We start from the raw sequence: 26,321 nt of genomic DNA on the forward strand, positions 1-26,321 counted from the left end.
CCGGTCCGGAAAGTCGACGAGCGAAGCGAAGGAACCGCGCCACGCGCGGCGCGAGGACCGCCAGGCACCGGGCACCACCCGTTGGCGACGGCACCAGACCTTTTAGCTAGCCGGGTGCCGTTCGTTGGCGACAGCACTGAACCCTTTGCTGAATCGGACACCATCCGCTGACGACACCCCGGATCTTTGCCGTATCAGGCTCCATCTACATATGACATTCAGGGCTATTACAGCATCAGGCACAACCCGCAGACGGCAGCACTAAGCCTTTAGCGCACCGTGCGCAACCCGCAAGCTACGGCCCTGAAGCTTTGGCACGGAGGTTGTCTTAATTGCAGAGTTCTCTTTGCTTTAAACCTGCCAAAGAATCGCCTGTAACCCCCTAAACCGCCCTTACCCACAGCCAGCACAAAGCAAAAAGAGCAGACGGGTGGGGCCCGGTGACAGGCAATCCGCAGCGCTGAGCGCAGGGAGGAAGACCCGGATGGGCCAGCAGGGAGGCTGGCACAAGGGCATGCCGGGACAGNCCGGTCCGGAAAGTCGACGAGCGAAGCGAAGGAACCGCGCCACGCGCGGCGCGAGGACCGCCAGGCACCGGGCACCACCCGTTGGCGACATCACTAGCCCCTGCCGCACCGCGCACCAACCCCTGGCGACATCACCAGCCTTTACCGCACCAGGCATCCCCCTCAGCGCTTCTTACGATTACGGTACATATCAATCGAAACGGCACTCACAATAATGATCCCTTTGATAATGTCCTGCACATAGGCATCGACGCCAACAAAGGTAAAGCCGCTCTTAATCAGCCCCAATATCACCGCACCTATCAGCGTCCCGGTAATGCGCCCCACCCCGCCCATCAGACTGCTGCCACCGATCACCGCGGCGGCAATCGCATCTAGCTCGTAGGAAACCCCCATGCTCGACTGACCGCTACTCACGCGGGCCGCCAACACCACCCCCGCCAGCCCGGACAGCCCACCCGCAAAGGTATAAACGATCACCAGATACTTATTAACGTTGATCCCCGACACCTTTGCCGAAATCATATTGCCGCCAATCGCATACACATACTTTCCGTAGCGCGTGTACTTCAGCGCAATATGGAAAACAAACGCCACCACCAGAAAAATAATCACCGGCATGCCGCCCTGCCCGATCGAAGTAAAACCATCGGACAGAAAACTGATTGGATTCCCCTGGGTGTAATACTGCGCCAGACCGCGCGCCGACACCATCATCCCCAGGGTGGCAATAAAGGGTGGAATACCGGTTTTGGTGATCAAAAATCCGTTTACCGCCCCGCAAAGCAGCCCGACCGCCACCCCGGCAACGATGGGCACCACGGCCGGTAAATTCACCAGCGAAGGATACACCGGCGACAGGCTGTCGGAGGTTTGTGCCAGACTGGCCGCCACCACCGCCGTCAGCGCAATCACCGAGCCGGAAGAGAGATCAATCCCGGTAGTGATGATCACCTGCGTGACCCCCACCGCAATAATGCCAATAATCGCCACCTGTAAAATAATCAGCACCAGGCGGTTTGGATTCAGAAGGAACGACTGATCGCGCACGTACCAGCCGAATCCCTCAAAGATCAGCGCAATCCCCACCATCACGATAAAGATGCCGGTATCCTTCGGCAGCCGGGAGGTTAACCTGGAGAGCTGCGCGGGCAGAGTAAGCTGGGGAGTTGTCATTTTTACGTCACTCATAATTTGAACCCTTATTCGGATGCCAGCGACAGAATGGTTTCCTGATCGGCGTCTTCTTTACTGAGGATGCCGGTGATCCGACCGGCGTGCATCACCATCACCCGGTCACTCATACCCAGAATTTCAGGCAGCTCCGAGGACACCATGACAATCGCCACGCCGCGGTTAGCCAGTTCGCTGATCAGTCGGTAAATTTCCGCCTTGGCCCCCACGTCAATGCCGCGCGTAGGCTCGTCAAGGATCAGCACCTTTGGCTGTGCCAGCAGCCAGCGCGCAATCAGCACCTTCTGCTGGTTGCCTCCGCTGAGGTTATTGATAATCTGATCCATCGTCGGCGTTTTGATATTCAGACGCCGAATCTGCTCCATACAGTCCTTCGCCATCTGCATATGGCTGACAAAGCCTCCCCAACTGCTGTACTCCGGCATATTGACGATGCTCATGTTCTCCATTACCGACAGCACCAAAAACAGCCCGGATTTTTTGCGATCCTCAGTCAGAAACGCCAGGCCTTTGTCAATCGCGGTTGAGGGGGAATCAATGGTGACGGGTACGCCATCAATCAGAATTTCGCCGCCGTCAATGTGCGTCATGCCGAACAGACTCTCCATCACCTCGCTGCGCCCTGCCCCCACCAGCCCGGCAACGCCGAGGATCTCACCGCGTCGGACGCTAAAGCTGATCTCCTGAAACACGCCTTTACGTTGCAGATTGCGCACCGTCAGCACATCCTGACCGATGTCGTTATTGAATTTTGGAAAGAGCTGGGTAAGTTCTCTTCCTACCATCTGCGTAATCAGCGACTGGCGGCTGTAGCTGGCGGTCGTATCGCTGCCCACCCAGGCGCCATCGCGAAAGACGCTGACCTCATCGGTAATGGAAAAAATCTCATCCATTTTATGGCTGATATAGATGATGGCCTTACCCTGTGCCCGAAGGTCGCGAATGATGGTGAACAGGTGCGACACCTCCGTTTCGGTTAAGGCCGAAGTGGGTTCGTCCATAATCACCACGTCGGCATTCCATGAAACGGCCCTGGCAATCTCCACCATCTGCTGTGAGGCAATACTCAAATCACCCACCATCTTTTCCGGCGTCAGGCGGATATTCAGCTTGCTCAACAGATCGCAGGTCAGCTTATTGAGCTGGCGATGATTGACGAAGCCATACTTCATCGGTTCACGGCCCAGCCAGATGTTTTCTGCTACCGTCATATGCGGCACCAGGTTTAGCTCCTGATGGATCATCGAAATACCCGAACGCAGCGCGTCGAGCGTATCGTTGAACTGCACCGGCTCCCCTTTGACGCGGATAATCCCGTTATCGGGACGATATATCCCGATCAGGCATTTCATTAAGGTGGATTTCCCCGCGCCATTTTCGCCCATCAGTGCATGGACGCTTCCCGGTTTAACGCGCAGAGAGACATTATCTAACGCCCTCACGCCGGGGAAAAACTTGCTGATGCCTTCGGCCTCAAGCGCATATGCGGACATTTTTCACCTCCGGACAACAGGGTTATTTCTGATTGAGGCTGATAAATTTGGCCATATTGTCTTTGGTGATCAGCTGGTAGGGAATGTCGACCACCTTCTGCACCTGCTCGCCGTTTGCGAGGCTGATAGCCGTTTTTACCGCGCCCTCACCCTGACCTTTGGCATCCTGGAAGACGGTCGCCACCATTTTTCCATTTTTGATCATCTGTAGCGCATCGGGAGTGCCGTCAACGCCGGCGATAAGGATATGGTTAGCGTTTTTACCGAGAGCCTGGAGCGCGCCAATCGCCATTTCATCGTTGTTAGAGGCGATAGCCTGGATATCGTCTCCGGCGGTTAGCCAGTTGCTGACCACGTCCACCGCATCGTTGCGCATAAATTTCGCCGTCTGCGCCTGCACCACCTTCAGGCCGGGATACTTCGCTATCACGGCTTTAACGCCTTTGGTGCGTTCACGGGTGGATTCATTCGCCAGGTCACCCATCAGAATGGCGACGTTGCCTTTGAAATTCAGATCCTTAGCGAGCGCCTCCATTTGCAGACGGCCTGCAAGCTCGGAGTCAGAGCCGACATAGGCCATTTTTCCGGTTAGCTCTGCGGAGGGACGGCGGTTAACGAAAATCAGCGGAACGCCCGCTTTGCTGGCCTGGTCCATAATCGGCTTAACGGCATTGGTGTCGACCGGATTAACGATGATGGCGTCTACCCCCTGGCCGATAAAGTTCTGCACCTGCTGAAGCTGCTGGGAAACATCTCCTTTGGCATCTTCGATTTGCGCCTTAACGTTATCCTTCTGCAACTCTTTCTGCATCGCGGTGCGCACGATGGTCAGGAAGTTGTCATCAAATAACGCCATCGAGACCCCAATCTGCAGGTCTTTGGCAAAGCCCGCGACCGGTAACATACACACTAACAGCGACGCTAAAATCGTTTTTTTCACGTTCATAACTCAGCCCTTTTATCGTTAGTATGCGCAGGCGGGTCGGACGTCGAATGAAAAATATCTTTTACATTCACACAACTTCACCAACGGCATTAGTTAATTCCACAGCCAAAACTATCTGGAAAAACAGCACGTTTTCTTTAAACCATTCACACCTCATCTTCTGTTGAATTAGAAGGTTAAACCAAACCTGCGGACACCTAACGAGTTAACCCGCGGTATTAATAGCAAGATAAGTTTATTTATTTCATAAATTGACTATTTGAAATTTTCACCATCAAAACACTGGAACGCGCGTTTTAAAATAATCAAACAACAAAATTTTGACATACCTCTAACATCGGCGCGGTAATTGATTTAAATTGAGATCTGGCGCAAGAGATTGCGCGTTATCCTGAAGGCAGGAAGGGGCTAATGGATGAGAAAGAGAGCAGATCGTTGATTTTGCCAGCAAACGCACCACAAAGGTGAAATCGGGCTTTGACATTCCCCTGGGCCATCGTTAATATGCGCCCCGTTGAAACAATTCCTCTGTAGTTCAGTCGGTAGAACGGCGGACTGTTAATCCGTATGTCACTGGTTCGAGTCCAGTCAGAGNCCGTTGAAACAATTCCTCTGTAGTTCAGTCGGTAGAACGGCGGACTGTTAATCCGTATGTCACTGGTTCGAGTCCAGTCAGAGGAGCCATATTTGAGAATCCCGCTCAGGGAAACCTGAGCGGGATTTTTGCTTTGCAATAGAATGGGTGGGAAATGTATATCGGCACTAATACCCAGATGACGAATTCAACTGGCGGCCGGCAAGGCGTCATTTTGTTAGCCATAGAGGTGACCGCGTGAGCGAACACCTTTATTACTCTGACAGTGACCCAGAATGGTTTACAGGATCTATTAACATGCTATTACATGCAGGCAAACTACTTCCCTTCCAGAGTTAACCGATACGCTTCCTGTCCCGGTTGTAACGGCTGCGCTTTTTCCTGCATCCACAAGGAAAAACGATCTAACCACCAGTCGCTTAATGGATTGCCACTTTGCCCCACAGGTAGGCTCAGAATCGCATGTGACTCGTCGCCGGGGGAAACCACCATTCGCTCAGAAGCACCAAAAGCAGGACGATTGATATGTATCACATTGTTATCTCCTGATAAAGGCTCTGCCGGGGAACGTAAATATTGTCCCACTACAGGCAACGATTTGGCCAGCGGATGCTGGTAGTTGCTACGGTTAATATCGCCCCAGTTCATTTTACCCTCACCTAAGCTTTGCCACACCGAATCCAGTCTTTGGCGGGTAAAATCCGCCCAGTCGCTGGCTCCGTCAGGCACCCAACTACCCGCTGCCATAACTGTCAGTAGCGTTTCGTCCCAGCGGGGATTTGCCCGCCGATAGCTGGCCTGTGGCCACTGCGTCAACAGCTGACTGTCCAGCTTACCGAACAGGGCTGAGTAGACCTCATCACGCCAGCGAGAGATCAACCCATAAGCAACGGAATCCGCGCTGGCGTTGCCGTTCCATTCCTCCAGCAACCTGCGCATGTCGCTACGGGCCGCATCCTCTCCCGGCTGATGTTCACCAAGACTTTGCAGTAGCCAGTCACGCCATACCTGTGCCAGCCATGCGCGGTTATCCAGCTGCAAATGATACATCTGCCGCACATCAGCCGACTGCTGTTGCTTTAGCTGTTGAGCAATAGCATAAGAGCGTACCCCGATATCGGCACCGCCATCCCCCAGCCGATCGCCCTGTGCGTTATACAGCAGGCGATTATTGGCAGTAACGATCGTGCCTTCAGGCGGATTAACCCGCTGTGGATGAAGATCAGGAGCCAGAGGCAAGGCACGCCACAGGTTCTCCGCTGAGGAAGATAAGGGGAAACTATTCTGCTGCCCGGGCTGTATTCGGTCCGGCAATGCCCCCGCCAGCGTCCAGCCGATATTGCCTTTGCTGTCAGCCACCAGCAAATTCTGCACCGGGATACCTGCCTGCTTTCCCACCGCTAAGGCGCTGGCAACATTTTGAGTCTCACTCAGTGCCATCAGATTGAGATTGAGCGTATCAGGCAACTGCATCACCCAACGCATCGCCATTTCACCGCGCGGGGTTGACACCACCGGCCCCCATTCACTGCTGCGAATCGTGATCGCCTGCGGCCTACCATGATTAACAGACAGGGTGGCCTGCTGCGATACAACTTTCACGCGGCGATCGATAGCAATCCAGTCAAAAGTATCCACATAGCTGTTAGTAAAACCCCAGGCGATATGGCCATTGCTGCCACTCAGTAAAAATGGTACGCCCGGTAGCGTAATCCCGCTTTGTTTCAACGTTGTTTGTTGCCAGGGATAGGTAATCTGCGCTTGATACCAGATGCCCGGCAACGTCAAACCCAGATGCATATCATTGGCCAGAACCGCCTTGCCGTCCCGGCGGATCAACCAGCCGTTACTGCCCTTCATCCCCTCTTCCCTAACGACTTTGTCCTCAGCTGGCTGACGTATCCCCCACCAATCAGGCGCTGAATGTGGAATAGTGGCCTCAGCAGGTACAGTACCAGTCAGAGGCGTATCCCAGCGGCTCCCTGTTGGCAGCAGAAAAGTCGATTGTTGTGGATTATGGCTGGCGATCCAACCACGCGCGTATTCTCTACCTGGCTGGTTACCTTGCAGGTCGAAATACATCGCGGCAATAACCAGCAAACTGTCCTCATCGCGCCATGGCTGCGGAGCAGTGCGTAAGATCCAGTATTCAAACGGACGGCTTTTAAGCGCACGCAATCCAGCATTTACCCCCGCGCTGTAAACCGCCAAACGCTGGCGTTGCTCCGGCGGTAATCGCGTCAGCTCATGGCCTGCCTGCTCACGCAGCTGAAATATGCGCCGCTGCCGATCCAATTTCAGACCACTCTTGCCGACCAGCGCGGCCAGCTCACCAGCCGCGCTGCGCCGCAACAAATCCATCTGAAAAAAACGTTCCTGCCCTTGCAGATACCCCATCGCGAACCACGCTGACTGGCTATCTGGCGCGATAACCTCGGGTACGCCAGCACTGTCGCGGGTTACGACAACCTTTCCCGTCAGCCCATGTGCTTTCACGCGACCTTCACGCTCCGGCAGGCTCTGGTATAAAGTCAGCCAGCCTGCCACGGCAATGCATAACACCACGGTCACAGCTGCGCTGAGTAAATACAGCCCAGTTTTACCCATACAGCGAATAGCTTTATGCATAACAACCTCTTCCATGTATTCAGGCAAACAGCACCAGAGATGCTGATAAAAGAAGTAAAAGCGCGCAGATAATGTCGATTAATCTGTACCATCGCCCGTTTTCGGTGTTTGCCCTTGACGCCAGGGTCGAACTGGCGAGGGTATAGCCCAGAAGCACCGGGTATTCCAGCGCGATAGCCAGCAGCCCAAGCAGCAGTATGGCCCATCCACCGGAGCCGTCAGTGGTGCCGATAAAAACAGGCAGCAATGCACAGAAAAACAACAGTGACTTGGGATTGGAGAGTTGCAGTAGCAGACTTTCATGGAACAGAGCCGGTCGCGAAGCTATCGTTTGCGCACCTGTCCCGTCTGCCGCACGCTGTGAAGTGTGCCAAAGACGCTTCAGGGCAAGCCAGACCAGATACAGCGCCCCCGCATAGCGCAGCACCTGATAAACCTGCGGCCACTTCATCAGCAAAGCCCCAAGACCAGCGGCAGATAGCAAGCAATAGAGTGCATTGCCACACAGAATACCCAGCACAGATAGCTGCGCCCGCCGCCAACCCTGGCTATAGGCATGACTGGTGACCTGGATCACCGCTGGACCCGGCGTAACATTCAGGGCCAGATTGGTAAAAACGAAGGTTATTAACATGCCCGGTTCAATCATAAGTCTGCTGCTCCACCCGGATCGTGTCTCCGGCAGCAAAGATAAAACCGCTGGTGAGGGGGTAACGCCGCTCACGTGACAGCGCCAGTTCACTGATTTTAGTGCCGGGTGCGGCCTGGCGACGTTTGTATTCTGCACACTCCAGCAGGCCGGCCACCTGAACGATTTGCCCGGGTGAAAAACCGCGCGCCACGATTTCGGCTGCAGTGAGGTTCTCCTCAATCAGCAGCTGCAACAATGCATCCAGTGTTTCATAAGGTGGCAGGCTGTCACTGTCCTGCTGCCCCGGTTTCAGTTCAGCGCTTGGCGCTTTGCTGATAATCGCCTGCGGAATGACATTCAGCGCCTGTACCTTACCCTGCCAGGGCTGGAACTGATTGCGCCACTGGCACAGCGCATAAATCTGGGTTTTGTAAACATCTTTCACTGGATTAAACCCGCCGCACATGTCGCCATAAAGAGTGCAATAGCCGACCGCGACTTCTGATTTATTACCGGTAGACAACAGCAAGGATCCCCACTGATTAGATAGCGCCATCAGCAATGCGCCGCGACTGCGTGCTTGCAGGTTCTGCTCAGTGAGATCTTTCAGCGGCTCAGGGGTGATGATTGTCGACAGCGTTTGCTCAAACGCGGTATGTGCAGCGCTGATCGGCAGAGAATAGAGCGAGATGCCGCTGCGCTGCGCCAGTTCCCGTGCATCTTCGATACTGCCCTCGCTACTGTAACGTGACGGCAGCATTACTGCGCGTACCTGCCCTGCACCCAACGCATCTGCAGCAATCATCGCCACCAGCGCCGAGTCAATGCCACCGGACAACCCCAGAACCACGCTGGTGAAACCATTTTTTGTAATGTAATCACGCAGTCCAAGTAGCAGAGCCTGATACAGATCTGCCAGGGGTTCCTGCTGCATCAGCAGTTGAGCAGTACTCTCGATCGGCTGGCCCTGCACACTATCCAATGACAGTAAATAGTTCTGCTCCTGCCAGGCAGGCCAGCTGGCGATCAGCTCTTCACGAGCATTTAATACGTAGCCGCCGCCATCAAAAACCAGCTCATCCTGACCGCCAAGCAAATTCAGATAAACCAGCGGCAATTTCGTTTCACTCACTCGCTGGCGTAAGACCTGTAAACGCTGGTCCCTTTTATTCTGCGTCCAGGGGCTGGCATTGAGTGAAATTAATACCGTCGCTCCCGCCTGGGCAAGCCGCTGCGATAAATGTGGCAGCCAGGCATCTTCACAAATCATCACACCCAGCCGATAGCCGCGAAAAGAAACCGGGGAGGGTTCGATGGCAGGCACAAACCAGCGAGCTTCATCAAAAACGCCATAGTTAGGCAATTCACATTTGCCGATAACTTGCACAATCGCGCCATGCTCAACCAGTAGGGCACTATTCACCATTTTACCTTCGTAATACCAAGGGGTGGTTAGCATCAATGCCGTGCGCATTTGCGATGACAATGTCACCAGACGTACCACCTCCTGCTCAATTTGCTGCATAAAAGTGCGCCGTAGTACTAAATCCTCAGCAGGATAGCCCGACAGGGCCATTTCCGGCAGAAAGAGCAGATCGGCATGGCGATTGTCCGCCTGCTGCCATGCCTGCTGAATACGCTGGCTGTTGCCGGTAATATCACCGACCCGACTATTCATCGCACAAAACTCCAAACGAAGATCGGTATTCATACGGCTATTTCCTTGCTGATGGTCACAGATAACAGACGAAACAACGAAGACAGCGTGCTTTGCGGTTGGCGCAACAGGAAAAAATGACCGCCGGCAGTCGCAACTGAATGAAAAGAGCCTGAGGTGCACTCTCGCCATGACGCAATGCCTGACGGCGTGGTTAGCTCATCAGTTTCGCCATACAGTGCAACAATCGGGCAGTCCAGCACTTCTCCCTCCTCATGTCTGTAAGCGTCAAGAATCTGGTAATCACTCTGTATGGCTGGGGCAAACCAGCGCATCAGTTCGGCAGAGGCAAGGATTTCAGTTGGCGTACCGCCCAGCTTAGCGAGATAAGTGGTGAGCGTTGGCAGGTCAAACGTGTGAACATGGCGAGAAGGAAGCTGTTGATGGGGAGCATTCATCGCCCCCACCACCAGCCCCGCCACGGGCCTGTTCTGACTGCGCAGATAGCGTGCGGTTTCATAAGCAACCAGAGCACCGAAACTGTAGCCCAGCAGCAGCATCGGTTCTGATTCGGCAATATCTTCTGCCGCCTGTTGCGCCAGCATCCTCAGCGAAGGGGCAAATTCCTCGGACATACGGCTACCGCGTCCGGGATAAAGATACTGTTGCAGAGGTATCGTCTGTGGCCAGTCAGCAAGCAACGGTATAAATGCATTATCACTGCTGCCTGCATAGCCAAATGCGTAACATCTCATTCAACCTGCTCCTGCTCTGCCAGAGCGGCGAGACGACGACGCAGCACTTTACGCTGAATTTTGCCGATGGAAGTGCGTGGGATTTCAGCCGCTTCGCAGTCAAACAGCCGGTATGGCACAGCCGCAATCAGCTGGGTAAGGCGCGCAACAATCCGCTGACGCACCGCCTGCGGATCGCATCCGGCCTGGGCGACGAAAAAAATACCGACCGTTCCCGCGACCTGACAGACGGCAGTAAAACCAGCTCGCACGCCAGGCAGACGCTCCAGTTCAGCTTCCAGCTGGTAGCCTGAGAGCGGGATACCGTCGATACCGTCCCCTTCGCGATCGGTGATATACAAGCGGCCCTGATGTAAAAAGGCACGATCGCCGGTGTCAAACCACCCTTCTAAAAGGAAGCAACTTTCTGCTTCGCCGTTAAAATAGCCGCGTGTAACCGATGGTCCCTGCACTTGCAAATAGCCAATCTCGCCTTCATTTAACAGCGCGCCGCTGTGATCGGTAATGCGCACGCTCGCGCCTGGGATAGGCACGCCTAAATCCACATAGCCATCGACCCGGCGACCGTCGCCCGACGACCAGGTCAGCCCTGAGCAAGTCTCTGACATGCCAAAAGCGGGTCTTAATGCCGAAGGTTTCAGACCATGTGCGGAAAAACGGTCAGCGCAATACATCATCTGATCGCCGATACTCTCTCCGGCATTGACCAGGAAACGCAGGCTGCTGAAATCCCAGTCGCCAGCAATTTCCAGCTGCATCAGTTGGCTGAAAACATGGTTAGGTATCCAGCCCACAGTGGCCTGGCGCTGCGCGACCAGACGCGGAAAGCGGCCCAGATCTTCACTGACCCACGGTGTCGCCAGGTGGATTTGTGCCGCACCGCAGCAGACAGGCAAAATCGCCAAAAATGCCAGCGACCCCACATGCTCCATCGGCATCCAGTTAAGAAATATATCCCGCCCGGTAAAATCATTCATCTGTGCGCTACCCGCGGCCATGGCGAGCAGCGCACGTGCAGTTTGGGTCACCAGTTTCGGCTGCCCGGTCGATCCCGATGTCGGAAAAATCAGCGCCAGATCGTCCCCCCTGGCTCCAGCCGAATACACTTCGTTGCAGGGTGGCAGCGTGTGTAACTTTGCCGCATCAATAACTGGCATGCGCGCCTGCGGCATATCATGCTGGATCTGTTGAAAGCGAAGCAGGTCCTCGCCTGCGCCAATCATCGCGGCCGGGCGGATGAGATCCAGTGAAGCCAGCGCCAGCCGCAGCGCCTGCTCTTGCGTTGGCCAGGGCTGCCCCGCGGCAATTGGCACTGCCACCGCACCAAGCAACAGACAACCCCACAGGGCGAGCACAAAGTCCGCAGGGTCGGCCAGCCGCAGCAGCACGCGCTCTCCCGGTTGGATCCCTTTCTCCCGTAGAGCCTGGCTGGCGGCCAGCGCCTGTGGATAGAAATCAGCGTACCGCCAAAAGGTACGTTCCCCGGCCGAATTGATTGTTTCAATGCCGTTTTCGGCTTGTTCCGCAGCCAGTGAAAGTGCGTCATGCAGTGAGTCCAGCGCCCACAAACGGTGTTGTGGTTCAGCGCCTGAGGCCAAAGCCTGGTTCATAACAGAGTCTCCAGAAGAAGGGCATTTTCGGTTATTGGGGAGGTGTTATGCTGCCGCAGCCATTGCAGCGCCTGACGATCGGGTAAAATCAGTGTGCACTGCTCAGCCTCCAGAGGCAGTTCATCCACCGGCAGTCGCCATTCCCGCTTCCAGCTAAAATCAATCCCGCATTCCGGTGCGAGTGAGACATGGCGAAAACGTTGTTCGGGATGAAGCAGTTCAGCTTCAGCGAATGGCTGATGAATGGTTTGCCGCGCACCGCGCGCATAAAGCGCATTGCGCTCAAACTGCAGCCCGTAGGGCGCAAAATTTATTCCTGCCTGAGCGGCGTTTAACAGCAGCCGGGCGGCCTGAATCAGCGGGATTTCACTAAAGGCGATGCAGCGACGCTCACCGAGGATATAAGGCGGACGTTCGCCGTTCAGCGTTCCGCGTTGCAGGATAGCAAGCAAGTCTGGCAACGGTGCCCCCTGCTCGCTGGGTTTAATCCACCACACCAGTTTTTCACTCAAATCGTTGCGCAGCCAGTTAATCATTTTCAGCATCCTCCAGCGAAGTGGGTTTCGTTCTTCCCATCCAGAGAGGTAATTCTGCCCACAGCAGTACCACGACAAACAGCGCGCATAACGTCCATCCTGTGGCGACCAACCCCACCCGATCGGAAAGCGCACCGCCAGCAACAATGGCCAGCACCATACCAAGAGTGGATATCGACAAGGCGCTCGACGATACCGCAGCCATTGCCGACGGTGGACACTGGATAATCATGTTCTTTTGGCAGAACGTGAACGCGATTTCGAAGACAAACAGATACAGGGCATAGCCCGCCAGACTCAGCCACACTACCGGGGTCAGCAGTGACAACTGCATCAGTACCACACTGATTAGGGCAATAAACCATGGCTGACTGCGCCAGCTTTGATCCTCCCCCTGCATCAGCAACGCTACGACCAGAGCGCCAGAAAAGAAGCTGACGCTGGCAATCGCCTGGAGCAACATGACCCCCTGTTCACCCAGTCCGAGAAGATTAATCGGCAATAAGGTGCGGGCGACGTTATGAAACCCCTGAAGTAATGCGGTGGTCACGATCACCCAGATAAATTGACGTCGTAGTTGTGGCAACTCACGCAATGCCTGAAACGCCGGTCGCAGCGCGCTGCCGCTGGCTGCCAGTGCAGTACTCTCCTGCGTTTTGTTACGTCGCCACAGCAGGAAAAAGAGTGCGCCGGAGAGCAGAAAGGTCAGGCTGTCTATCAGTGCGACCCATCCCAGCGGAAGTTTTTCTACAAGAATGGCCCCCAGCAGCGAACCCAGCGCAATGCCAATAAACGTACCGGTACCGAACAGCGAGGCCGCACGCCCCAGCAGTGGCTCAGGGACGCTATTTTTCAGTGCAACTACTCTGGCAGCTTTGCTCAGACTCTCAACCAGTCCCCGCAGGGCTAGCAGCACAAACACCAGCGTCAGATGCTGATAGCTCAGGCCGATCAGCAGTGAAACTGCGCCGCCCAGCCATTCACTACAGGCGGCCAGTTTTGCTGCGCTGATACGCTGCAACAGCCGGCTGACCAGTGGAGCAGAGAAGATAATCGCGCCCCACTGCACGGCAAAGACGGCCGAGGCGAGAAAATTACTGCCGGTGATTCGCCAGATGTATACCGACAGCGACAGCATCAGCAAAAAATTCCCTAGCGTGCTGATCAGCACCGCTGACCAGATGGTTTGCAGGCTCTTGTTGCGTAACGTTTCACTCAGGCTGGCCATCAACCTTCCTCCCCGGCAGGTGCCAGCTGGTAACCTGCGGGATCGACCTGATACTGCTGCAACAACATGCGCAACTGCTGCTCTATCCACGGGCAAAAAACCAACAGCAGCTGCTGCTGCTCTGCAATGCAATCATCCGGATGGATCGCCCAGTTCACCGCCCTGCGGCACAGGTCGGCCTGCTGTGGGTATTGACGGCAGAAGACCTGGCAGCACAACGACAGATCGCGCGTATAGCAACGCTGTTGCTCCATCGTCAGTTCGAAAGCGGCGCGTACCACCGCTTTCATTATCCACTCACACAACAGCCGCGGTTTTTCCTGCCACTCTGGCTGGTTCAGGCGCTGCCGGTACTCCTCCATTCGCTGCGTCAGCCACAGCGCCTCCCCCATAATGGCGACGCCGGGTCGATAGGACGCCAGTTGAGAGGCATAATCATAGCCGTACAGTAGCAGCGACTGCGTTTTGATAAAAAACGACCACACGCCGAGGTAGTTACCCATCACCTCTTTTTCCTGACAGCAGGTGAATTCAAGTTCGGTTAATCCTGGCAATAACTGGCTTAACTCCGCTGCCAGGAGATCATCTGCAGTCAGCGGTTTTATCGAGCTTCCATCCTCCAGCACCGCGAAGGCATCAAGATCGGAAAGTCCCGGCACCCGAGTGCCGCGGGCGACAGACCCGCGTAAATACACCGCGCGCAGCGTCTGTGGAAACCACTGCTGAAACGCGCTGACCAGCCGCGCGCCGAACGTGGCGGGAAAGTGGTGCGCCGAAGTGTCATTGACAATAAATCCCTGCTCGTCCAAGGGAAAAAAGCGTCCCGGAATATCAGCCTGCGTCATGATTTGTTAGCCTCCATCGCCTGGTTATCCAGTTTGCTGAAGGTGGCCATCACCGTCTGCGTTGCCGCGATCGCCGCTGGCCAGCCATTGAATAACGCGCTGAGTTCCACCGTGCTCAATACCTGCTTACGCTGCCAACCCTGTTTTAAAGCGGCTGCGGCGCAAAACTCCAGCAGGTCTGGCGGAGTGCCAGCAGTGCAGGCCAGCGCCAGAGACAATAAGGTGCGCGTTTTCTCATCTACCACCTGATCGGGGCGGAAATAATCGCCAAAATCTTCCAGAAAATGCTGTTTGAATTCTGGTGCCTGTAGGCGCATGCCGTGTAACAGCCCGTAAGGGTTTCCCAGCGGCTGATCAAGATGTTCAATCGCCTGCAATCCACGCGCCAGACGGTTAGGTTGTGTATCACTCATGAAGGATCCCTTTGTTTCTGCGGTGTTGCACGCCGCTCACGTGCCTGAGAAAATGCCGCGCGGCGACGCGCAGCATTAACATTCACTTCAGGCGATGGGACGGCGGTGGGTGTTTTTATCGTGACAAACTGGCTTAGCGCCCGAATAGTGGGGTGGGCAAAAAGATCGACCACCGCCAGCGGCTCCCCCAAAGCGTGGCCGATGCGTTCGCTGGCCTGAACCATCATCAACGAGTTGGCACCCATCTCGAAAAAGTTGGTTTCGCAGTCCGGCACTGTGGGTAACTCAAGCAGTTGTTGCCATACTTGGGCAATCGTCTGTTCGAGGGAATTCAACGTTTCCGTCTTCCTCTGTAACTGCTGCGGCAATTGCTGCGGCAGACGGCGGCGGTCAACTTTGCCGCTGGCGGTGAGCGGTAATTCGGGTAATAGCGTGAAGCAGGAAGGCACCATATAAGCAGGCAGTTTTGCCATCAGCGCTTGTTTCACCGCTTCGGCCTGTACCGCGCCAGGTGCACTTTCAGCGATCCATGCTGCGAGAACCGGGTTACGCTCATCACCCACCACCGTTACCGCACAATGGCGGATCTCAGGCAGTTGCCCAAGACAGGCATCAATTTCTCCCAGCTCAATACGATTGCCACGCAGCTTGACCTGAAAATCAATACGCCCAAAGAACGCCAGCACACCATCACTGCGCCAGCGGCCGAGATCGCCACTGCGGTAGAAACGTTGCCGCGTCCCATCAGGCAGAGTGCGTGAGACAAAGGCGTGTGGCGAACGCTGCCCCAGATATCCCGGCGAAAGCCCAGGTCCGGCAATGCAAATCTCACCTACTGCCCCCTGCGGTAACACCAGGCCTTCTTCATCCATAATCAACAGTTGGGTATTCGGGTTAGCGATACCAAGCGGGACGGTCAGCGCATTCTCATCCTGAGTTGTCGCTATGTGCGTTGCGCTGGTCATCGTCGCTTCAGTGGGCCCATACTGATTGATAATGGTCAGATGGCTGCCGAAAGCTCTCCATGCGGCCGTCAGATCGTCACCGCGCAGGCGTTCACCGTTCAGCATCAGCACCCGCAGAGAGAGCACCCGCTGCTGCTCCACCAGCAAGGCGCGCAGCAGAGTGGGCACCATGGACAGAATATGGCTGACCCGTTGTTCTGCGATCAACGCCAGAATACGTGCAGGATGCGTGGCCGTGGCATCATCTGGCAGGATAGCCGCAGCACCACTCGCCAGCGTGGCAAACTGATCGCGTACTGACGGGTCGAAGCTAAATGACGTCAGTTGTAGTACCCGGTCACCCTCGCCCAGCGCCAGGCGGCGAATGAGGAAAAGTAAATCGTGCGCCACACCGCCATGACGTACCGGCACTCCTTTCGGTATACCACTAGAGCCTGAGGTATACATCAGATAACAGCACTGCTGCGCATCAACATGCCGCTCCACCGCGTTAACAGGCTGCCCCTGTGCCAGCGTCAGCAGACGCTGCTCATCAATATGCTGAGCTGGCTGCGCTTGTTCGCGTACCAGCAATTGCCGCTCAGCAGGCCAGTGCGGATCGACAGGCAAATATATCCCCCCCGCTTTCAGCACGCCGTAGAGCACGGCGACGCGGGCGCTGCTACGCGGCAGGCAGACTGAGACGCACTCCCCCGAAGCCAGCCCTGAAGCAATTAAACCGTGCGCCAGCTGGTTTGCCCAGGCATCAAGTTCGGCATAACTCAGTTCTCTGCCTTCCCACACCAGCGCCGTTGCCCGTGGCGTAAGCTCCACCTGGGCTTCAAACAGACCATGCAATGTCTGAGAGGTGGGCAGCGAAGGATCGTAATCAACCATTTCCCGCTGCTGAGCACTGAACTCTGCGGCAGAGAGCAGACTCAGGGTGTTGGCCGCTGCACCAGGTGACTTCAGCATCGCGCTGACCAGCTGTTGCCATGCCTGTGCCAGCCGTGCAATGGTTTTTTCGCCATATAGCGACTGGCGGTAAGCGATATAGCCGCCAAACGCAGCGCCCTGAGTCTGAAAATGTACGTTCAGATCATACTTCGCCTGCTGCGACAACGCAGGACATGCGGTTATTGTCAGCCCCGACAGGCTGAACTCATCCAGGCTGACCGGATCTTCCACTATCTGGATCTGAAACAGCGGCGACTGCTGGATATTGCGCAGCGGATTCACCGCCTCGACGATCTCCTCAAACGGCAGCGCGGAGCCGGACATCGCCTGATCGAATGCCGTCGCGACGCGTCTGATCAGCTGTTCCAGCGGTAAGGAGCCATCGCAGTGTACGCGCAGTGGAATAGTGTTAAGCAATGGCCCGATCACCGCAGCGCTGTCAGGATCATCCCGCAGTGCAACTGGGATGCCAAGGACCAGATCCTGCTGACGGCTGTAGCGTTGCAGCAGGATAAACCAGCTACTTAACAGCAGAACAAAAGGAGTCATGCCCCACTGGCGTGCTTGCTGCCGCAGCTGATGCCACTGTGCAGGCGCTAATGACAGCGCCTGCATCCCGGCATCCTGAGTATCGTCGCTGTCGGGCAGCGCGTCCGCCGGAAAACGCGAGGTTTGCGGCGCGTCCGCCAGCCAGCTTTTCCAGCGCTCGCGCAGCAAGGGATAGCTGGCTTTGCGCTGCTGCTCCAGCCATGCGAACTGCGGAGCCATTTCTGCTGGCAGCAAGCCCTGCCAGGCGAGCTGGAGATCGTGCAGTAATATCGGCAGCGACAAACCATCGGCAGCGATATGGTGCAGATTCACCAGCAGATAATGACGTGCTGGTGCCGTCTGCACCAGGGCGAAACGAATGAAGCGGTCGCACGCCAAATCAAGCGGCTGAGTATGGAATTGCTGGCGGAAGGCGGGAAACTCCGCTTCATCTATCTGATACTCTTCTGCCACTATCGGGCCGTCATCGGCATCCAGCTGATAATGAGGGCCTTGTGAATATTCAATTAAACGGCTGCCAATAATAGCGTGCCGCACCGCCAGCGCAGTCAACGCCTGTTGCAGCCGGGAGGTATCCAGCTCGCCGTCGAGACACCACGTCGCAGACATGGAATAATTACTGCTCGCGCCATGCATCCGCCACAGGAACCATAACCGTTGTTGCATTGCACTCAACGGATAGGCGGCATGAGGATCGTGATTGTTGCGCGGATCGCTATACGTTTGCCCGGCCGGCAGCAGTGCAAGCGCGGCAGCAAAATCTGCCAGGCGCGGGTGTTGCATCAATAATCCGGTGGAAGCGGCGATACCCAGCTGACGGCGGATCTGGCGTACCACTTCCATCGCCAGCAACGAGTGTCCGCCTGATGCGAAGAAATCAGCTTCGCGATGATTAATCGGACAATCCAGCAATATCTGCCAGATTTCTGCGATGTGGCGCTCCAGATCGTTGTTTAACGTGCCTGTCACAGTAGTAATGTCAGGTAGCGGTAAGGAGTGCGGCAACGCATTGCGGTCAATTTTTCCACTGCGGGTCAGCGGCATCGCGGCAAGTGGCACATAGCGTGCCGGCACCTGATAATGCGGCAGTCGCAGTGCCAGCGCATCGTGCAGTTGGGCTTCAGTCAGCCCGGACCTGGCACTACAGTAAAATGCCGCCAGCAGCGCATGTCCCCACGCATCTTCGCGTAACACCACCGCCACTTCATCCACCCACCCGGTAGCCAGCAACGCAGCTTCAATCTCTTCAATTTCAATGCGATAGCCATTAATCTTAATTTGCCGATCGCTGCGTCCCAGGTAGTAAAGATTGCCATCTTCACGTAAAACAGCCCGGTCGCCGGTTAAATAGCGCCGCTGGTTAACGCCCGCCCCTCCTGACAAGAACTGACGTGCGGTAATATCGGGACGCTGGTGATATCCCAGACCAACACTGTCGCCGTCAATCATCAGTTCACCGCTTACCCCTGCGGGCAAAAGCTGACCATGCTGATCCACGACCGAAAGCAGCGCTCCCGGAATAGCCCGCCCCAGCGGGACGGGTTCTTGTTGCTGCGTTAGTGGATACTCCAGCAGATGCCAGGCAACAACATCGGCGCACTCTGTAGGACCATAGCTGTTGATAAAACGGCATGCCGTTGGCCTGGACTGCTGCCACTGCCGCAGCGGCGCCAGCAGCACAGGTTCACCGCCCAGCACCACATGATGCAAGCTGTCAAGTGCAGCGTATTCCTGCTCACGAGCTTCCTGTAACAGTGAGATAAACGCGGTAGGCGTGCAGTTTATCACCGTGACCTGATGCTTAACGATGGCCTCCAGTATCGCCAGAGGATCGAACCGATCCATACAGGGAAAGAGCACCTGTCCGCCACACATTAACGGCGCAAAAAGATTTTTCTGGGTTAAATCAAATGACGGATTACTGATCACCAGCGCGCGCATCGCTTCACCGCCAACGGCCTGTTGATACCATGCCAGCAGACGTGCCACACCGGCATGGTGTACAACCGCTGCTTTTGGCCTTCCGCTGGAGCCGGAAGTAAATATCAGCCAGGCGGGATTTATTGGTTGCGCCTCCCGGGGCTGCCATTGGTCAAGAATTTCGCCCGTCGGCATGGTCTGCTCATCAATCACCAATGCCAGGCCAGCGTCAGCCATCATATCCTCCAGGCGCGCTGCGGGCTGCTGGCGGTCGAGCGGCACATAGGCGCTACCCGCAGCAAAAACGCCCAACGTTGCCGCCAGCGAGTCAGGCCCGGCAGGCAGGCAAATACCTACCGTCGATCCCGGTTGTACCCCCTGCTGATGCAACCATTGTGCAACCCTGCCCACTTTTGCCCACAGCTGCGCATACGACCAGGACTCGCTTCCCCGGGCAACAGCAACAGCCTGCGGCATTTCCCTGACCTGCCGCGCAATCTGCTCCAGCGGACCTACAGGGGATGACGGCATCGGTACGACACCCAGCGTCTTCTGCAAGCGGAAGGTCTGCAAAGCAGCATCGGGAGAGTCGGCGATTTGCGCCAGCAGATAAATATAGGCCTCGGCCATAACCGCGACATCCTGCGCCGCCAGGGCGCCGTGGCGATACTCGAACAGGCACTGCGGCTGCACACCTGGCACCACGGTCAGCATCAAATCAAACTTGGCCTGCTGAGGCAAATATCGCAGCACGCTGGCATCAATCCCTGCCAGCACCAGTTGATCCGCTGCATCGCTTTCCAGGCTAAACATAATATTGCTGGCTGCATGAGGATAACGTGTATGCAGATTGTGATAAGAAGCGTGGCTGTGAATAAGACTTTCCTGCGCCTGACGGGCCAGCATCAGCACTAACTCACGCAGCGTTTGTGTCGGCTGCATGGCAGCTCTACTGTAAAGGGTGTTGACCAGAAATCCGACGCGCCGGGCATCCGCAGTGACATTACGATTGGCATACGGAGTCAACACCACAATATCGTTTTTTGCATAATATTTGGCCAGCAATAACTGGAATGCCGCATTCATCCAGTGGTGCAGGCTGACGCCGCTGCGCTCTGCCAACGCCGTCAGGCGTGACCACAGCGCCGGGTTCACCGACCGGGCTAAATGACCGGCCAGCGGCTGTCCGACTGCGGGCGCAAACGAGATCGGTTCTGCGGCATCCTGTAACAGCGTTTCCCACCAGGCATCCGCTTGTTGGGTATCCACTGCCGGACGGTAAACCGGCAGGCTTTCTATTGCAGGCAGATCGCCCTGATAACGTTTAGCAACGTTATTCAGCACTATCCCGAGACTCCAGCCATCAATAACACTGTGATGAAACACCAGCAGCAGCACATGACGATGTTCTGCTACACGCAGTAATTGCACACGCAGCGGCAGATCATTAGCCAGATCAAATACCGGCGCGGCCAGCTGATTTAGCCACTGATGTGGCATACCGGAAGGGGCTGGTTGCACATCAATAGCTGGCAATCCCTGACCGGAGCGCTGCCGTAAGCCCTGTTCGCTTTCCACCAGCCGCATACGTAAGGCGGGATGCTGTGCGATTTCATCATGCAGCGCCTGACAAAATAACGCCGCATCCAGCACGCCAATCAGTTCAAGCCCCAGCGCCAGATGATAAGCATCTCCACCGTGCTGCTGCTGCCACAGCCATAGCCGGGTCTGGCCATCGCTGGCCGGAATGTTTTCCCCCTCACCACTCAATAATTGCAGCAGTGCGGACCTGTGCTGTTGCAATTGCGCTTTCAGCGCTTCATCGAGCGCACCTTTCGCTGCCCGTACCCGAAGTTGACCATCATCATACTGGAGAGTTATCCCCAGCGACGTTAATCGCTCATAGAGCGCCAGTGCGGTACTCATAACGAAATTTCCTCTATGTCGTCGCAGGATTGAGCCTGTTGCACCCAGTCAGCCAGTGCATCAGCCTGTTCGCCAAAGACCCGGTGATTCAGCAGTAAGGTCAGAGGAACATCAATATTCAGAATGCGGCTGAGCTGTTGGCACAGTTGCACGGCGAGCAGAGAATTGCCCCCCAAGCTGATAAAATGCGCCTCGCGATCCTGTGGGCGCTGCCCCAGAACCTGCTGCCAGATATCCGCCAGCTGCCGCTCATCTTCACGCTGCAAGGGGCGAGACGGCGGCTCAGCGGCGGCAGGCAGCGGCAATGCGCGGCGATCAATTTTTCCATTTGGGGTTTGCGGCAATGCCGTTAAGGCCAGCCAGACACTAGGCAACATCCACTCAGGCAGCGTTTTCATCAGCTGACGACGTAATTCACTGGAACCGGGATCCTCTCCAGTCGCAACATACCAGGCGGCAAGCTGTTTCTGCCCGGCGACGTTCTCCACCACATTGACCACCGCCTGCTGAATACCAGGCAGGCGCAGCAGGCAACGCTCAACCTCCCCCGTTTCAATGCGGTAACCGTTCAGTTTGATCTGATGGTCCAGACGGCCCAGATAGACTAAGCGTCCATCCGCCTGGCGGCGGACCCGATCTCCGGTACGATAGGCTCGACTCTCCAGGTGGCTCAGCGCGGCAGGTACGGTAAAGGCCGCTGCGTTAAGCTCGGGACGTTGCAGGTAGCCTTGCGACAATTTCTCCCCGGCAAGCCATAATTCTCCCTGCATGTTGTGCGCTACAGGCTGCTGGAAGCGATCCAGCACATATAACCGGGTACCCGGTAACGGTAGGCCTATGGTTTCGTCCCCTCCGGCATAGCGCCGGGCACAGGTGGAATAGACGGTGTCCTCAGTTGGGCCATACAGATCCAGCAGGCGCGGCAGCGCGACCTGGCTTAACAGCCGATCAACCAGCGCCTGGCGGAAAGGCTCGCCGGCCACCAGCGCGACCTGAGTCTGGGCGGGAAACACGCCAGCCTGCAACAGAGCCTCGATGGCGGAGGGCACAGTATTCACCAGAGAAACCTCACGCGGGTGCCCGGCCAGATCGAGAATACGTTCAACGATTACGCAGCACGTACCGAGGCAAAGTGGAACAAAGAACTCAAATACGGATAAATCAAAGCAGATGGATGTTGATGCCAGCACGCGCTCGCGCTCGGTGTCACTCAGAGATGCCTGCGCCCAGTTCAGCAGTGCTGAAATATTACGCTGCGTCACCTGTACGCCTTTTGGTCTGCCGGTAGAGCCGGAGGTGTAAAGCACATAGGCGATAGCATCAAGACTGACTGCCGCCAGCGGGCACGTAACCTCCGGCCGAAGATCGGCTGGAGAAATAACATGGCGTTCGGGGAATAATGCTGGGTCACGCGCCATGATTATTCGGCACTGGCTGTCTTCCATCATCATCGCCAGCCTGTCTGGCGGATAACTCAGGTCCAGCGGTACGTAACAGGCACCCGCTGCCTGGATCGCCAGCATTGCAGCGGGGAGATGGCGGTCGCGCGTCATTGCCAGGCCAATGCGCTCTCCAGGCTGGACTTGCTGATGTTGTAATAACGCGGCATATCCCTGCGCCAGCCTCTGAAGCTGAGCGTAACTGCATGCTCCTTTGTCATCCTCGACCGCAATAGCCTCGGGGGACAACGTCACCTGATGAGTGAAGCGGGTAATGACATCTTCGTGATGCTGAACGGAAACCTGCGGGCAGGTCAGCAGGCCCATTTCCGCTTGCTCGGCCAGTGACAGGTAGCAAATCTGACCGATGGCACTATCTGGCCGCATTAGCGCTTCATCTAGCCAGTGCTGTAAATGCCCCAGCAGACGCTGAGCGCTGTGGCTGTCGCACAGCTGCGGATCAAACTCCAGCTCCAGCACGATCTGCTGTGATGATGGAAATGCCAGCAGCGAGAACGAACTTTGCGCCGCAGTAGCGGGGATATAAGGCGGGCATTCCTCTGTTTCACTCTGACAGGCGAACACGGCATGGTAGAGCCTGACACGCTGTGGCTGATGCCGCCGCACCTGCTCGAGTAACGAAAGATAAGGCAGAAAGCGATGACGGAGCAGCAAATGAGTTTGTGCGCCCACTTGCTCAATCAGTGTCTTAAACGTGGTGTCATCATCGAAGTGCAACACAAGTGGTAAAATATTGACCGCATTCGTCAGGCAGCGGGCCTGCAGAGGCGCACGCACGGAAACGGGAACGCCAAGCGCCAGCCGCGTTTCACCACTGTAGCGCGCCAGCAGAGCAGAGAATGCAGCAGCTAACAGCACATGCAGCGTCACCCCGGCCTGCCGGGCATAATGCTTTAATGCCCGGGTCTCAGTAGCAGCCAGCGTATGGCGAACGCTCGCCAGCGCCGCCGGTTGAGCCGGTTTTACCAGATTAAAATCTTGGTGCTCTGGCGTGGCACACAGGGCCGCCAGCCAGTCAGCCTCAGCCTGCATATCGGGACGCGCGCTACTGTGCAGGCTTGCGGGCAATAGCGGTATATTACTGGCTGCCGCTGGGCACCTTTCTCCAGCCAGCAACTGCCGCAAATCATGCAGCAATATCTGCGCGGCAGTATGATCAATGATCATATGATGCACCGCTATAGCCAGTTGTCTGCCCTGCCCCTGCTCCATCTGCAGGGCGCAACGCCAGGGTACACTGGTCGTCAAATCAAAAGGCCGCGCACGAAAGTCAAACAGCCATGATGATCGTTGCGCTGCCGTCCAGTCGGAAACGTCCACGCATTCTAGCATCAGCTGCGCTCCGCCTGTCCAGCCAGATCCTGTTAGCGTTGCCGCCAGCTGTGGGTGCGCTGCGCTGAGTCGCATTAATATCTGCTGCACCTGTTCAGCCGTGTGGCCTGGCGGAAGTGGCAGCAGAGTCGCAAGGTTGTAAAATGCCGCACCTGGCTGAGTCTGCTGATGCAGCCAGATAGCTTGTTGCCAGGGCGTCGTCGCTGCATTTTCCTCCGGCGTATGATCTTCGGTGAGCGCCTCTGCCTCGGGTAACAGCGCAATCTGCTGCTCAAGCTTTTCCAGCGTCAAGTCGGCCAGTAACCAGTCGAGCGGAATCGTGCGGGCGCACTGCTGCTGTAGCAGGGTGTGCAGTTCAAGCCGTAGGAGTGAATCCACACCGAGCATGCTCAGGGTATGTTGCGGATGAGCGTCTAATCCTTTCGCCGCCAGCAGCGCGAGAAGTGTGGAAACTGTGGTGCTGTCCGGCTCAGCTGTTAACGCTGGTGAACCCAACGCCGTAAGATGACCGGCCTGCCACTGCCCGCGCATATAGCGGCGGCGCAGTTTACCGCTGGAGGTTTTGGCAACGCTTCCTGGTTTCACCACCACCAGGTGTGCCAGCGTCAAACCATGGTGGTCGGCAACGGCACTGCGCGCCCGCTCCAGTGCCCGGGCGGCATCAAAGCGCCGTACCGCGCTGCGTCGAACTTCCTGCACTACCACCAGCGCATCGCCACTGATAAATGCCACACCGCTGCCAGTGACAAACTGACTGTCACTGCTCTGGACGGTGTGTTCAATATCCTGCGGATAGTGGTTGCGGCCGCGAACAATCAGGACTTCTTTCAGACGTCCGGTGACGTAGAGTTGACCCGCGTATATAAAGCCCAGATCACCAGTGCGCAGGCAGAGGGTGTCAACATCGTCCACCAGCGTAGCCAGCAGGGTGCTATTCGCCTCAGGCGCATTCCAGTATCCGCGGCTGATGCTGTCACCGCGCAGCCAAATCTCCCCCACCTCACCGTCAGCACAGCGCGTCCGCCGTTCAGGATCGGCGATCGTCAGCTGCGTCCTCCCCCAAAGCTGACCGCTGCTCACCAGCGTTGTGCCCTCTGCAGTGGTCGGCAGGACGACCCCCGCGCTGAGCCGTTCGCTATCAACGCGCAGGGTCGTTGCGGATTGGCCCGCAACGCTGCCCGACACAAACAGCGTCGCTTCCGCCAGGCCATAGCAAGGATACAGCGCGCCGTGCCGCAGGCCATATTGCGTATAGACAGCCTGAAAACGCGCCACGGTTTCACTACGAACAGGCTCCGCACCGTTATAGGCAACCTCCCAGCGGGAAAGATCGAGTCCGGCGCGCTCCTCGTCACTAATACTATTGACGCAGAGTGCATAGGCAAAATCTGGGCCACCGCTACAGGTCGCCCCAACAGCAGAAATCAGCCGCAGCCAGCGCACCGGTTTTTGTAAAAATGCCATTGGCGGCATCAGCCAGCAACTGACACCCAGATAGAGCGGCTGCATCACGTTGCCGATCAGCCCCATATCATGAAATAGCGGTAGCCAACTGGCGAATACCGTATGATCGCCATTACCCATTCCCTGACGGATAGCGAACTGATTGCTCATCAGATTGGTGTGAGTGATAATCACCCCTTTCGGGTCACCGGTCGAGCCGGACGAGTATTGCAGAAAGGCAATATCTTCCCCTGTCAGCGTTGGTGCCATCCAGACTTCAGCATCACCGCCTTGCGCTTCTTCGATACAAAGTAATGCGAATGCGTCAGCATCACTTTCACGCCGCACATCATCCAGCGTTTCCTTGTTGGTGAGAATCGTGGTTGCCTGGCTGGTAGCGATAAGTTTTTGCAGGCGATCGCTCTTCGAGCGGTTGCTGCCAGGCGGATAGGCGGAAACCGCTATCGCCCCCGCATATAAACAGCCAAAAAATGCCACGATAAAATCGATTCCGGGGCGAAATTGCAGCAGGATCGGCTGCTTGCTCAGGCCCTTCCCCTGCAACATCAGTGCGGTCAAGCGCGCCTGCCTGTCCAGTTCGGCGTAGCTGAGTGAGGTGCTGACCTTCTCGCCATCCGGCAAATAATGAAAGGCGATGGTGTCTGGACGAGCCTGTGCCCAGTGCTGAATAACGTGATGAAAGCAATGGAATTTTTCAATCAGGGACGTCAT

General features: G+C 56.3%; 14 protein-coding genes and 2 tRNA genes. 2 read left to right on the top strand and 14 right to left on the bottom strand.

Annotated elements, in window-relative coordinates:
• Nucleotides 1-689: 689 nt before the first annotated feature.
• The 3 genes from A1830_RS13620 to A1830_RS13630 are packed head-to-tail and all read right to left on the bottom strand — an operon-like array spanning nucleotide 690 to nucleotide 4,160.
• A complete protein-coding gene (locus tag A1830_RS13620) occupies nucleotides 690-1,718 on the bottom strand; it encodes an ABC transporter permease (RefSeq protein WP_067706948.1) in 1,029 nt (342 codons plus the stop codon).
• Between the two features lie 11 nt (nucleotides 1,719-1,729).
• A complete protein-coding gene (locus tag A1830_RS13625) occupies nucleotides 1,730-3,214 on the bottom strand; it encodes a sugar ABC transporter ATP-binding protein (protein ID WP_067706953.1) in 1,485 nt (494 codons plus the stop codon).
• Nucleotides 3,215-3,236: 22 nt separating this feature from the next.
• Nucleotides 3,237-4,160: a sugar ABC transporter substrate-binding protein gene (locus tag A1830_RS13630; protein WP_067706957.1), complete on the bottom strand. Its 924-nt coding sequence runs from the start codon at nucleotides 4,158-4,160 to the stop codon at nucleotides 3,237-3,239.
• A gap of 526 nt (nucleotides 4,161-4,686) precedes the next feature.
• Here A1830_RS13630 and A1830_RS13635 point away from each other — a divergent pair.
• Together A1830_RS13635 and A1830_RS13640 are read left to right on the top strand one after the other, a co-directional pair.
• Nucleotides 4,687-4,757 (top strand) — tRNA-Asn (locus tag A1830_RS13635).
• A gap of 11 nt (nucleotides 4,758-4,768) precedes the next feature.
• A tRNA-Asn gene (locus A1830_RS13640) sits at nucleotides 4,769-4,844 on the top strand.
• Between the two features lie 229 nt (nucleotides 4,845-5,073).
• Here A1830_RS13640 and A1830_RS13645 read toward each other — a convergent pair.
• The 11 genes from A1830_RS13645 to A1830_RS13695 are packed head-to-tail and all read right to left on the bottom strand — an operon-like array spanning nucleotide 5,074 to nucleotide 26,321.
• Nucleotides 5,074-7,383: a penicillin acylase family protein gene (locus A1830_RS13645; RefSeq protein ID WP_082804173.1), complete on the bottom strand. Its 2,310-nt coding sequence runs from the start codon at nucleotides 7,381-7,383 to the stop codon at nucleotides 5,074-5,076.
• Between the two features lie 19 nt (nucleotides 7,384-7,402).
• Nucleotides 7,403-8,032 carry a LysE family translocator gene (locus A1830_RS13650; protein ID WP_067706961.1) on the bottom strand — a complete coding sequence of 210 codons (630 nt, stop codon included), beginning with the start codon at nucleotides 8,030-8,032 and terminating at the stop codon, nucleotides 7,403-7,405.
• Entirely contained in the window at nucleotides 8,025-9,725 is a 1,701-nt protein-coding gene (locus A1830_RS13655; protein ID WP_067706966.1) for an NAD+ synthase, read from the bottom strand. Before A1830_RS13655 ends, A1830_RS13650 begins: the two co-directional genes overlap by 8 nt.
• Entirely contained in the window at nucleotides 9,722-10,426 is a 705-nt protein-coding gene (locus tag A1830_RS13660; RefSeq protein WP_067706969.1) for a thioesterase II family protein, read from the bottom strand. Before A1830_RS13660 ends, A1830_RS13655 begins: the two co-directional genes overlap by 4 nt.
• The gene (locus tag A1830_RS13665; protein ID WP_067706973.1) at nucleotides 10,423-12,036 is read right to left on the bottom strand and encodes an AMP-binding protein; all 1,614 of its coding nucleotides are present in this window, start codon (nucleotides 12,034-12,036) and stop codon (nucleotides 10,423-10,425) included. Before A1830_RS13665 ends, A1830_RS13660 begins: the two co-directional genes overlap by 4 nt.
• Nucleotides 12,033-12,572, bottom strand: coding sequence for an RING finger protein (locus A1830_RS13670; RefSeq protein ID WP_156485004.1), 540 nt, complete (start codon nucleotides 12,570-12,572; stop codon nucleotides 12,033-12,035). Before A1830_RS13670 ends, A1830_RS13665 begins: the two co-directional genes overlap by 4 nt.
• Nucleotides 12,565-13,800 carry an MFS transporter gene (locus tag A1830_RS13675; protein WP_067706981.1) on the bottom strand — a complete coding sequence of 412 codons (1,236 nt, stop codon included), beginning with the start codon at nucleotides 13,798-13,800 and terminating at the stop codon, nucleotides 12,565-12,567. Before A1830_RS13675 ends, A1830_RS13670 begins: the two co-directional genes overlap by 8 nt.
• Nucleotides 13,800-14,645, bottom strand: coding sequence for a nucleotidyltransferase family protein (locus A1830_RS13680; protein ID WP_067706984.1), 846 nt, complete (start codon nucleotides 14,643-14,645; stop codon nucleotides 13,800-13,802). The genes A1830_RS13675 and A1830_RS13680 overlap by 1 nt, the downstream gene beginning before the upstream one ends.
• Nucleotides 14,642-15,058 (bottom strand): carboxymuconolactone decarboxylase family protein, encoded by a 417-nt coding sequence (locus A1830_RS13685; RefSeq protein WP_067706987.1) that lies wholly within the window; start codon nucleotides 15,056-15,058, stop codon nucleotides 14,642-14,644. The genes A1830_RS13680 and A1830_RS13685 overlap by 4 nt, the downstream gene beginning before the upstream one ends.
• Nucleotides 15,055-21,354, bottom strand: a complete 6,300-nt coding sequence (locus A1830_RS13690) for a non-ribosomal peptide synthetase (RefSeq protein WP_067706991.1) — start codon at nucleotides 21,352-21,354, stop codon at nucleotides 15,055-15,057. Before A1830_RS13690 ends, A1830_RS13685 begins: the two co-directional genes overlap by 4 nt.
• Nucleotides 21,351-26,321, bottom strand: coding sequence for a non-ribosomal peptide synthetase (locus tag A1830_RS13695; RefSeq protein ID WP_067706995.1), 4,971 nt, complete (start codon nucleotides 26,319-26,321; stop codon nucleotides 21,351-21,353). Before A1830_RS13695 ends, A1830_RS13690 begins: the two co-directional genes overlap by 4 nt.

Origin of the sequence: Erwinia sp. ErVv1, assembly GCF_900068895.1 — a bacterium.
In the GTDB taxonomy this organism is placed as follows: Bacteria; Pseudomonadota; Gammaproteobacteria; order Enterobacterales; family Enterobacteriaceae; genus Erwinia.